This window comes from Sphingobacterium sp. GW821-FHT03E03 (genome assembly GCF_059420745.1).
Map to the genome: position 1 here is coordinate 32,927 of NZ_JBWKUH010000011.1, position 12,544 is coordinate 45,470.

The 12,544-nt window shown below is 38.9% G+C and carries 7 protein-coding genes; 2 read left to right on the top strand and 5 right to left on the bottom strand.

Annotation, left to right across the window (positions count from 1 at the left end):
- Positions 1 to 3 precede the first annotated feature (3 nt).
- From AC07UV_RS13785 to AC07UV_RS13805, 5 genes are all read right to left on the bottom strand, one after another.
- Positions 4 to 3,042, bottom strand: coding sequence for a tetratricopeptide repeat protein (locus tag AC07UV_RS13785; RefSeq protein ID WP_495184172.1), 3,039 nt, complete (start codon positions 3,040 to 3,042; stop codon positions 4 to 6).
- 392 nt (positions 3,043 to 3,434) lie between these two features.
- Positions 3,435 to 4,373: an aspartate carbamoyltransferase catalytic subunit gene (locus tag AC07UV_RS13790; protein ID WP_120260066.1), complete on the bottom strand. Its 939-nt coding sequence runs from the start codon at positions 4,371 to 4,373 to the stop codon at positions 3,435 to 3,437.
- A gap of 98 nt (positions 4,374 to 4,471) precedes the next feature.
- Positions 4,472 to 5,035, bottom strand: coding sequence for a bifunctional pyr operon transcriptional regulator/uracil phosphoribosyltransferase PyrR (gene pyrR, locus AC07UV_RS13795; protein ID WP_120260067.1), 564 nt, complete (start codon positions 5,033 to 5,035; stop codon positions 4,472 to 4,474).
- Positions 5,036 to 5,246: 211 nt separating this feature from the next.
- Positions 5,247 to 6,638 carry an APC family permease gene (locus AC07UV_RS13800; protein WP_495184173.1) on the bottom strand — a complete coding sequence of 464 codons (1,392 nt, stop codon included), beginning with the start codon at positions 6,636 to 6,638 and terminating at the stop codon, positions 5,247 to 5,249.
- Positions 6,639 to 6,777: 139 nt separating this feature from the next.
- Complete coding sequence (locus AC07UV_RS13805) at positions 6,778 to 9,792, bottom strand: glycosyltransferase family 117 protein (RefSeq protein ID WP_495184174.1); 3,015 nt, start codon at positions 9,790 to 9,792, stop codon at positions 6,778 to 6,780.
- Positions 9,793 to 10,592: 800 nt separating this feature from the next.
- Between AC07UV_RS13805 and AC07UV_RS13810 the strand changes: the two genes are divergently transcribed.
- A complete protein-coding gene (locus tag AC07UV_RS13810; protein WP_104383969.1) occupies positions 10,593 to 11,549 on the top strand; it encodes a ribose-phosphate pyrophosphokinase in 957 nt (318 codons plus the stop codon).
- Between the two features lie 333 nt (positions 11,550 to 11,882).
- The gene (locus AC07UV_RS13815) at positions 11,883 to 12,479 is read left to right on the top strand and encodes a 50S ribosomal protein L25 (protein WP_223582092.1); all 597 of its coding nucleotides are present in this window, start codon (positions 11,883 to 11,885) and stop codon (positions 12,477 to 12,479) included.
- Positions 12,480 to 12,544 lie beyond the last annotated feature (65 nt).

Here is a 12,544-nt window from a genome sequence, read left to right on the forward strand (position 1 = left end):
ATCCTATTTCTTTTTGTTGTTCAATTTATTTAGACGCTCTTTTGCTGCAGGCAAAATATCATCTTTCGCATCGTAATTATCCACAATTGATTCAAGTGTTGCTTTCGCCTGGAATGCATCGCCTTTACCAGCATAAGCATCTGCCATTGTGATAAAGCTTTTTGCCACCCAATATTCATAAGAAGAGAAATTGTCAGACAAGTCCATTGCTGTTTTTATACAAGCATCGTATTGTTTGTTTTCTAATTGAATGACAGCAACATTGTATTTCGCTTCAGCACCAAATACGGTACGGCTCTTCAAAGCCGCTAAGCTAAACTCTTTCATAGCTTCCGCTTTTTTGTTCTGCTTGACATAACATTTACCAGCATATAAAAACGCATTTGCAATCTCCTCTTCGGAAGATTTCTCGTAGTTTTTCACTGCGTTGGTATAGTTTAATGCTTCTTTATAATCACCGATTTCATAATAAGAAACCATCAGGTTATTGATCGCAAAACCATAATTAGACTTATATTCAGAAGTCAGCTCAAGTTTTTTCAACAACTGCGTAGCTTCATTATATTTCTTTTGTTTCAAGTAAAGGTTAGAGACCGAAATCAATGTACGCTCCGTATATGGTGAGGTCCAGTCGTTCAAGATAATGTTGTAATCATGCAACGCGTCTTCTGTATGACCTAATGCGGCATTACTTTCTGCACGTACGAAACGTGCATATTTCTCTTGATTTGGTTTAGGGAATTTATCGAAATACGCATTTACAGCTTCTACAGCGCCTTGGTAATTTCCACGAGAGAATAAGGTTGTTGCTGTTGAGAATGTGCGTGAATCTTGTTCCGATTTAGAAAGATCGCCCAAGTTGGTTCCGGTTGCATATTTGATATATCCCGTCGCATCCCCTTTATCCAGATAGATATTCTCGATCGAACGCATGGCCTGTCTCGCTTCGTCTGTAGATGCATATTGGTCAACAACACGTTGGAATGTTGCTAGAGCAGCATCATTATTATCCTGGTTATATTGAACCAAACCAATCGTTACCAAAGCACGTGGCACATAACTGCTTCGTGGATATTTTTCCACCATCGATTGAAGTCCAGAAATTGCTTGGTCACTTTCACCCATCAAGAAACGAGTATAAGGAATTTCAAAAGCAATATCATCCGCATAATTCGAATTCGGAAATTGTGCTATGACAGCATTCAACGTTGAAATTTTACCATTATTATCACCTTGCAATCCTTGGATAACACCACGTTGGAACAAGGCATAATCTTGGCTTGGTGCTTTTGAAGAAATTAGCTTATTATATTCCGTCAAAGCTCTACCATAGTTTTTTGAAGAGAAATAAGAGTCACCCAAACGCGCGATAGCATCATTACGGGTATTGATCTCTAAACCTTTTGAACCACCTGAGGCCAAGAAACGTTCAAAATAATTCGCTGCTGTATTGTAGTTTCCATTACGGAAAGCTGCGTAGGCTAAAGCATAATTTGCGTAACCGTATACATCTGTTTTATTCGCACCTGGCAAACGTAAGAACTTATTGAAGTTTGTTACTGCTTCACCATATTTACGCACCTCATACATCGCTTCAGCTTTCCAATAGGTAGCCAAGGCGTAAATTTCTTCATCATAACGTTGCTCTTCAGAACGTATAAACAAAGAAATTGCATTTTCAAAAGCACGCTCGTTATAAAACTCCAAACCTCTGTAATATGTTACTTTTTGGTAAGCAGCATTTGCTTCTTTACCGCGTTTGGGAATAGACTCCAAGATATCGACCGCCTCACGGTAATTTTTCGTACTTAACAAGACTTCCGCTAATAGGGTTTTTGCTTCCTCTTGACGTTTCGATTTTGGATAAGTTTTTAGATATTCCTGTGTAGAAGCCAGAGCAACTTGGTGGAACTCCAATTCATAAGAAAGCTTTGCGTAGTTGAATAAACCTTCTTCTTTCATGGCTGGATCAAAGTCCAGTTTTGATGCTCTGAAGAAGGCATTACGTGCAGACTGTTTGTTCCCTTTTTTCAAGAAGCTATCCCCCAAGGTAATCATAGCCGATTGGTAATAAGCATCAGGCTCGGTCATTTTCTCCAGCTCCGTAATCGCCTTATCGTAATCCTTTAATTTATAAGCGATATAACCGATCTGATAACTATCTTGGTTATTCTGAGTCTTGCCTTGATCTTGCGCCTGGAATTTATCGTAATAATCTTTTGATGTTTTTAGATCCCCTTTAATAAAGTAGGTTGCGGCGATAATACGAAACATCTCAGTCTCATTTTCCTGCTTGGTGCGCGATAAGATTGGCAACGCATAGTCCAATACATCATCGTAGCGTTTATCTAGGAAATACAGAGCCGTAATGTAGTAAGGATAACTGTTTTCAAATTGTTTGGAACCGTTCAAACGCTCAAATTCATTTAAAGCAGTTTTGTACTCTGCATCTAAATAACATAAATACGCATAGTAGTAGATTGATGCCTCCTGAAATTCAGTTTTCTGATCTTTCAATCCCTCAAATAATGGTTTTGCTGTCTTATAATCTTTTGTCATAAAAGAAGCATAACCTAGTTTAAAGCGATACTCTACATTCTCTTTACCAGCAAGGTTTTTACTATCGATCTTTGTAAACCATTCAATCGCTTTAACATAATCTTTTTTGGCATAATATGATTTACCGATCTGAAAATAAGCGGCTTTAGAATTGGCGCTAACAGGAAAATCTTGAATATATTTTAGGAAACGATTTTCAGCATTTGACTCCCCCAATTCCAAGGCGCAAACAGCTTGATAATACCGTACATTTTCCTTTAATAAAGATAGCTCCTCCGTCTCATCCAATTGTAGATTGGATTTCGTCCGTAAGGCTTCAACACGATCAAATTGCGCTGACGCTGAACCAAATTTCCCGCGTTCATACAATTCCATTCCAGTTTTGTAAGCCTTGTTGATTTGTTGCCATTCTGTCTGTTGCGCTAATGCTGGCGTCGCCATAACGGTTAGTGCAACTCCCACCTGGTAAATCTTCTTATACATAATATGTGAAACCTTAATATGTTATTTATCTGCAAATGTAAATGAATCTCCTTTCAAACTCAGATAAATTTGCCCTGAAATACAAATTTATCGCCTCTTCCGCGGCCATTTAAGGCTTTAAGATCAGTCAAAATTTATTGAAAATCAGTTCAAATCTCCGCAATCTTGGGAGATAGTTTTATTCATTTTACTAAATTATACTTTAATTGAGCTATTTTACACAAAAGTTATTAACATCTGTGAATAATCCAGTATTATAACGGAAATTTTGCACAAAAAATATGCCCGACCAAAAATAAAGTCAGGCATAATATTGTTGATTGAAGAATCATTCGATTTAGTTATTCTGTATCTATGACTCTACCTTATCTGCTCCGCTATTGAAATACCAATTAACCGCGTTGTCCAGCCAATAGGTACAATACTGCCATGCGGACAGCAACTCCATTTTCCACCTGATCTAAGATAATGGAATGCTCACTATCCGCTACATCCGAAGTAATTTCAACTCCGCGGTTGATTGGTCCAGGGTGCATAATTGTAATAGGTTTTTCCAAGGAATCCAAAATTTCCTTGTTTAACCCATATAGCATGGAGTATTCTCTTAGTGAGGGAAAATAGGCAATATCTTGTCGTTCCAATTGGATACGTAGCATATTTGCAACGTCGCACCAATTCAATGCTTTTCTCAAATCGTGCTCAACCTTTACACCTAAAGAAGTGATATGCTTTGGAATAAGGGTCGTCGGTCCACAGACCATGACTTCTGCACCCTGCTTTTGAAGACATAGAATATTAGATAGCGCAACCCTTGAATGCGTAATATCACCGATAATAGCAACTTTACGTCCAGCAACATCACCAAAGCGCTCGCGGATGGAAAAAGAGTCCAACAGCGCTTGCGTAGGATGCTCATGTGCTCCGTCGCCAGCATTCACAATTTGAGCATCTACATGTTTACTTAAAAACACCCCCGCCCCAGCGTAAGGATGACGCATCACGATCATATCAACCTTCATGGCGAGGATATTATTGACCGTATCGATCAATGTCTCGCCTTTACTCACAGATGAAGATGAAGCTGCGAAATTAACGATATCTGCAGATAGTCTTTTTTCAGCAAGTTCGAAAGAAAGCCGCGTACGCGTTGAATTTTCAAAAAACACATTGGCAATGGTGATATCGCGTAAAGAAGGTACCTTTTTGATTGGTCTATTTAATACTTCTTTGAAATTACTCGCGGTATCCAGAATCAATTGGATATCTTTCTCATTTAGATCTTTGATTCCCAATAAATGGCGAGTACTTAATTGTTCTACTGCAGATGACATTTTATAGTATATTCAAGTATTTACTAATCATTTTTTAATTGAACGGTTCATTTCCAAAGGCCAATTAGAACCTTCAGCTGTTTTTACGGAACTGGCTCCTAATCATTACCCGAAGTTTTTTTCTCTGTGACCAGGATAATGCTATCCTGATCGTCAGATTCTTTCCAGTTCACAATGACTTTCTGTGAATCTATAGAATCAACTTGTATTCCAATATAATCGGGTTGAATCGGAATCTGTCTAGAGAATCGACGATCCACCAAAACAAGCAGTTCAATTCTTCTTGCCCTTCCAAATGCCTGTACAGCATCCATCGCCGCCCGAATGGTACGTCCTGTCCACAAGACATCATCAATAAAAATGACATCTTTACCTTCTACAATAAAATTGATATTTGTGCTATTTGCTAACAACGGACCAGCATTACCTTTTGTACGGAAATCATCGCGGTAAAATGTAATATCCAGATCACCGACCAAGATCGGTTTTTCGATCATGCGTTCAAGTTCTTTGACAATACGTTTAGCTAAGAATGTTCCTCTTGGTTGAATACCTATGACGACAGCATTTGAAAAATCACCGTGATTCTCAATCAATTGACGACATAGTCTTTGAATGGTGATTTGAAATTTTGGTCCGTCTAATAAAATCGACTGTTTCATTATGGGAATGTTTGAGCAAAGCTACACTTTTTTTGACAAAAAACACGGCTTATACGCCAATTAATTTCAATTCTCTACAGCCCACTTCCACAACAGTGCTACCTCTTTCCACTCTTGACTTATTTGTTCGTTTTCTTTAACTACCCTATGGAGAAAAAGAACGTCCTCTCAGTCGTCATTAGCATATAGGCCCTATTGATAACACCCTCTTTTAATCGTTCTTTTTATTGCCTCGTGCAAAATAATACACAGGCAATCCAATCAATACCAATATAAAACCCGGCCAGGTATACTGTGGTTTATAGATAATGAGTAGTACACAAAATACTGTGCCAATCAGGAGATAGATAATCGGTGTAAAGGGGAATAAAAAGGTCTTATACGAACGTTCGATTTCAGGTTTTCGGACACGTTGAATAATAACTCCTAATACCGTAATCATATAGAATATCACAATAACGAAAGAGATCATATCCAACAGATTACCATATTGACCACTTAAACAAAGCAAAGAAGCCCATATACCCTGCAACCAAAGCGATCGAGCCGGCACATCAAATTTGTTGTTAGGAATAGCCTGTTTTAGGAATAGGCCATCTTTGGCCATCGTCTGAAAAACCCGCGCTCCTGACAGCGCAAGACCATTGACACAGCCAAAGGTTGATATCATCACTAAGATGGCCATCGCAATTGTACCGGTATGCCCCAGCATCTTTTCAGCTGCTGCAATAGCCACGCGATCATTTGTCGCAAAAGCGATCTCTTCGCGACTCAATGCAGAAAGATAAATGTAATTACAACAGATATACAAGATCATAACAAGACTGGTTCCGATGACAAGCGCACGAACCACATTACGCTGCGGGTTCACAATCTCGCCGGATACAAAAGTCACGTTTTCCCAGGCAACACTACTAAATACAGAGCCGACCATTGCTGCAGCCAATGCCCCCATTAAAGCACCACCCGAAATCCCCATCCAGCCCTCACCTTTCAAATTCTGAAAAGCGTCCCAGCTATAAGCCATATTTTCCGAAAAATGATTTTCCTTGATTAGAAACAAGCCTCCTATGACCAATAAAACCAATACAATAATCTTTGCAGAGGTAAAGAAAGACTGTACTGACTTACCACTTTTTATTCCACGGGTATTGATATACGTCAACAAGAGAATTACGCCCATAGCCAGCACCTGTATCCAGGTAATCTTAAACTCTCCACGTTGAAATATTGGCGCAGCATCATTCAATTGGGGAATTAAGTAAGCCGTAAACTTCCCGAAGGCAACGGCAACTGCTGCGATCGTGCCAGTCTGTATTACCGTAAATAAACTCCAACCATATAAAAAACCTATCGGTTTCCCGAAAACTTCCGTGAGATATGTATACTGCCCACCTGCTTTGGGATACATCGAAGAGAGCTCACCATAGCAAATCGCGGCCGCCACTGTAGCAACCGCCGTCAACAACCATACTATTGCCAACCAGTATCCTGAGCCCAATTGCCGCATCATATCACTCGACACAATAAAGATTCCACTTCCGATCATCGAGCCCATGACCAGCATAATCGCATCCCACAATTTCAGTTGACGTTTCATCATAATATCAGGTTGGTTTTATGCCGTTAAGCTAAGAAAAAATAATCAAAAAAAGAGCTGTCCTTTTTATATGCTTTTCAAAATTAAATTTTGAGCAACATACAAAAAGGACAGCTCCTTATATAAAATAGGGTTTGAACGATTATTCTACACCATATTGTTGTTTATACGATTTCTCCAGCTCCGTCACTTGTTGTAGCAACTGCTTTTCAGAAGTCGATGCCAAAATGCTCTTATAGGCACCCAAAGCACGTAGTGCTGTTCCAATATTGGAATATTCCAGTTCCGCTTTCGTTTGTGCAATATCCTGATACCAACGCATATTTTGTGTCATAAATTTCAGATTGCGATTGACAATCTCATTTGCACGTTTATTTTCACCGGTTTCATACAATACGTTAATGATTGGAATATAGCCCAAAATATCACGCATCAAGTACACACGTTTTGGCATTTTCTCATACGTCTCAACAGCTATTTTACGTGCTTCATCTTTACGACCTTCCATCATTAACTGCGTTGCCGTTCCCCCCATCACTGTATTGGTGATCATGGTGATCATGCGATAGGATTCAGGGTCTAAATAAGAAGCATTCGCCATGTTTCCCCATTGATATTTCGTGGTAATATCTTTGAATGCAGATTGTGTATCCACCAAGGTTCCCTCTGCTCCTGCAGGAGTCGCAATCGGCATCAAACGCAAGGCAAAACCTTCTTGTACCAGGTATTTATCCAATCCAAGGTAGTTGTCATTTGGAACCGTAGCGGCAAAATAAATCGGACGTCTCCAGTTATTATTGAGCAGCACATTCAGCATAGACAACTCCGCTCTAGTAATGTAATTTTTATTATACGTCCAACTCATCGTGTCCACAATAGATTCCTGCCATGCTTTTGGAACAACACTATTTTTTAACACCGCTTCTCTATCCACTTGAAGGCTAAAATTTTTAGTCGGCAAGAAGTTCTCAAATTTACCACCACGCAATTCCAATTTATTCTTTTGATCATCAGACAATAAGATCTGCATTACCAAATCAAGATCCACATGACCCGGCACTTTCATATCTTGATAATAGAGTATCTCACGAACACCTTTTTTGAACTTTTCGTTATCAATATTGATCGGTAAGCCATCTGCCTGATTTACCTTTTGTTTCATCTGACGCATATACCAATCAGAACTCAAAAGGCTTAGGTTCACTACCCGTACATCTGGGCGATAATTTTCAACTTCTTGTACATACCACAACGGATAGGTATCGTTATCACCGTAAGTAAACAAGATCGCATTGGGCGCACAGGAAGCTAGGTAGTTTTTCGCCAAATCACGTGCGGTTGTTTTCTCTGAACGATCATGATCATCCCAGTTTTGGAAGGCCAATAATAGAGGAGCACCCAACAAACAAGCAGCTGTCGCTATCCCTGCAGCCACCTTCCCATCGACCTTTTTGCCTAGGTAATCCGCAATGGCAAATACCCCCAGACCAATCCATATCGCAAAGGCATAGAATGAACCTGCATACGCATAATCACGTTCACGTGGCTGAAGCGGGCTTTGATTCAAGTACAATACAATCGCTAGACCAGTGAAGAAGAATAATAAGCCCACAATACCAGCATCTCGTTGTCTTTTACCAAAATGCCAGAATGCACCGATCAAACCAATAATCAAAGGCAAAAAATAATATTTATTGTTTGAAGGATCTGTTTTCAACGAATCCGGAATTGCATTTTGCCCACCATTATGCATTTGGTCAATAGGCTTAACCCCTGCTTGCCAATTACCTTCTGTAAATGTCCCTTGTCCTTGTTGATCATTCTGACGACCAGCGAAATTCCAAAGGAAATAACGGCCATACATGTGTCCGATCTGATAGCTAAAAAAGAATTTCAGATTATCCCCAAATGTTGGCGATTGTCCTTCAGGAATCTTTAGGTAATCGCGGTAATAATCTATATGATTTTGGTCTCTTGAGCTATAAACACGAGGAAATAACATCGTCTTATCGTATTTATAATTCATACCATTCTCTACTTTCGTGTATTTATCACTGTCTTTTCGATAAGTATAAGTTGCCTCAGCATCCACCACTTGAGCATCAAAGGTTGGCCCACTTAATAGTGGTTCACTAGTATATTGCTCCCGCCCCAAATAACTGACAAATGAAAACGCGTTATCTGGATCACTATTATTTAATGTTGGGTTTGCTTTGGCCCGCACCATGATCATCGCAAAGGAACTATAACCGAAGATAATAAATGCTGTACTGATCAAGATCAGGTTCAACATCGGTTTTACTTTTTTGATCGAGTACCAGACACCATAAACAAAAAGAGCAATAACCAATATAAAAAACAGATTAAATCCGGTACCGAAACCCATGCCTAGACTATTCACAAAGAATAAGTCAAGATATGCGGCAGCTTTGACTGTATATTGGATGATACCCCATAAAATCAGGGCCAGCACAACCACACCGATCAAGAATGCTTTGGTTGCTCCCGAAGAAGTTACTGTTTTCGAGCGTTTAAAATAAATTACCAAGGCTATAGCAGGGATCACAAGTAAGTTCAATAAGTGAACCCCAATTGATAGTCCCATCACATAGGCTATAAAGATCAACCAACGGTCAGAACCAACCTCGTCTGCATGGTTTTCCCATTTTAATATCCCCCAAAAGACAACAGCTGTACAAAGCGAAGACATCGCATACACCTCAGATTCAACTGCGGAAAACCAAAATGTATCCGTGAATGCATAAGCCAAAGCGCCGACAGCACCTGAACCAAATATTTTGATCAAGTCAGCTGAAGTATAGGACTCGCCGACTCCTTTTGCAACGACCTTCTTTGCTAGTGCTGTGATCGTCCAGAACAAAAATAAGATTGTCAGACCACTACATACAGCAGATCCCACATTCATCCAAAAAGCGATCCGTGTCACATCACCTCCAGCAAGATTCGAGAAGATGTTTTGAATCATTAAGAATAAAGGTGCCCCTGGCTGGTGCACAATTTGAAGTTTAAAGGCTGAGGCGATAAACTCACCGCAGTCCCACCAACTCGTCGATCGTTCGGCAGTCATGACATATGCTACCGTTGCAATGAGCGCACATATCCATCCTAAAAGATTGTTGATTTTAGTATAGTTCATAAAATGATAACTGTAAAAAGTATTATAATACGGCTCGAAAATAAGGATAAGTTAATAAGAAATGAACTTTATTCTGATTTTTTAACACATATGGATTGAAAAAATTTCATTATGCAATGCAATATTGGCTGGAAGGAAAGCGTGGCAATAGGTATCGATGAGCTTGATCAGACCAATACCTGTACAAAAAAGCAACAAGCATAAAGTAAATTTTAGGGCAAAACAAAAATTATTTATTTGAAAATCAAGCCCAATGCACTTTACAGTACATTTTTATTTGCAGAAATAAGAATAGTCCGTATATTTGCATCATCAAATGTGAACGACATCATCACGATAACGAACACTTTGAATTGTTTGTCCGATAGTATAAGGGTAGTACAACAGTTTTTGGTTCTGTTTGTCTTGGTTCGAATCCAGGTCGGACAACAAACAATAGAAAAGGCTTGCAATCGCAAGCCTTTTCTGCGTTATATGCAAGGCTTATTTTTTATAAAAGGTTTAGATTTTTTTTAATTTGAATTTTGATTTTTAAAACAAATCTCTATCTTTGCGTCGTCAAAAAGAAAAAGACTGAAACGTTTATTTCTGAAAGACATTGTCCGATAGTATAAGGGTAGTACAACAGTTTTTGGTTCTGTTTGTCTTGGTTCGAATCCAGGTCGGACAACTTTTAAAGTTAAGAGTATATGGATTGTGCAAACAATCCATTTTTTTTAATGTTTAACTTTAAAAAATATTAGGGAATAAAAATATTGAATAGACGACAATACAATAACCCAACATAAATATACAAAACCATGCCTTTGCAATTCAACACGGTTAAATTATTTGCAGGTTCTGGCACTACAGAACTAGCCGAAAAAATCGCACAATCTTACGGGAAACCTCTAGGAGACAAAACATTATCGCGTTTTAGCGACGGTGAGATTCAACCATTCTACAATGAATCTGTTCGTGGAGCCGATGTATTTATCATCCAATCTACCAACCAACCTACCGACAATCTTTTTGAATTATTGTTGATGACTGATGCTGCAAAGAGAGCCTCAGCGCACTACATCACTGCAGTTGTCCCTTATTTCGGTTTCGCAAGACAAGATCGAAAAGACAAACCAAGAGTTGCTATTGGCGCGAAAATGATTGCCAATCTTTTGACCGCGGCCGGAATTCACCGTATCATGACGATGGATTTACATGCTGCACAGATCCAAGGATTTTTCGATATTCCTGTTGATCACTTAGATGGCTCCATTATTTTTGTTCCTTACATCAAATCCTTAAAACTTCCAAACTTGACCATTGCTTCACCTGACATGGGTGGATCGTACAGAGCGCGTACTTTTGCTAAATTCTTCAATGCAGAAGTTATCATCTGTGACAAACGTCGTAAACGTGCAAATGAAATCGAGTCGATGTCTATCATAGGGGATGTAACGGGTCAAGATGTTGTATTGATCGACGATATCTGCGATACTGCAGGTACACTTTCGAAAGCTGCTGCTTTGATCATGGAGAATGGTGCAAGATCTGTAAGAGCGGTTTGTACACATGCGGTGTTATCAGGCAAAGCCTACGAAACGATTGAAAATTCGGTATTGTCAGAAATGATCGTGACAGACACCATTCAATTGGATCCGGAAAAAGCAAAACAATCAACAAAAATCAAAGTGTTGTCTACAGCTGATTTGTTCGCAAAAGCAATCACTAGCGTCAACCAACATACATCTATCTCAGATTTATTTGACGTTGAATAGTCTTTTTTAGTATAGCGTATTGAGATATTAGTATTTAGACTCTGGTATGGTAAGCCTTCGGCTGAAATACTGGAGTCTTTTTTAATATTGAGACGCTAGTATGGTAAGTCTACGGCTAGACAGTTTGTTTTTTATTCTTGTCCCGCACAAGAGTTATCCCTCCTCAAAATAAATATAAGAACCGTTTACCGCCTTATCCCCCAGATTTCTTTCAAGTCAGTAACTTACAAAATAGCATTAGGGATCTTAGTCCCTCAATATCAGTAGCTATTTTTTTGATAATACCAAAAATTAAACTATCTTTGCACCTCAAAATTTATAAAAAATTAAAAGATGAAATCAATTGCTATTAGCGGTTCTGTAAGACAGAACGTAGGGAAAAGAGATGCTAAAGAGTTACGTTACCAAGGTTTAGTACCAGCAGTACTTTACGGAGGTAAAGAACAAACTGCTCTTGCTGTATCCGCAGCTGATTTGAAACCAGTTCTTTACACTGCTGACGTTGTAATCGTAGAATTAAACGTTGACGGTCAAACAAAAAGAGCTATCGTTCAAGACGCACAATTCCACCCATTAACTGATGTAGTTACTCACGTTGACTTTTTAGAATTATTTGATGATAAAGAAGTATCATTAAATATTCCTATCAAATTAACAGGAACATCTCCAGGTGTTAAAATGGGGGGTAAATTAGTTCAAAAATTACGTAATTTACGCGTAAAAGCAGTACCTGCTAACTTACCACAAGAAATTGAAGTACCAATGGAATCTTTAGAAGTTGGTAAATCATACCGTGTGGCTCAAGTTCAATTGGAAAATGCAAAAGTATTGAACAACTCTGACGATACAATCGTTTCAGTTATCATGTCTCGTGCATTGCGTCAAGCTGAACAAGAAGCAGCGAAAGCAGCTAAAGGTGGTAAAAAATAATCTGAACAAGATTTTCCATACTACAGAAAGCACCGAAATTCGGTGCTTTTTTGTTTATTAAATTT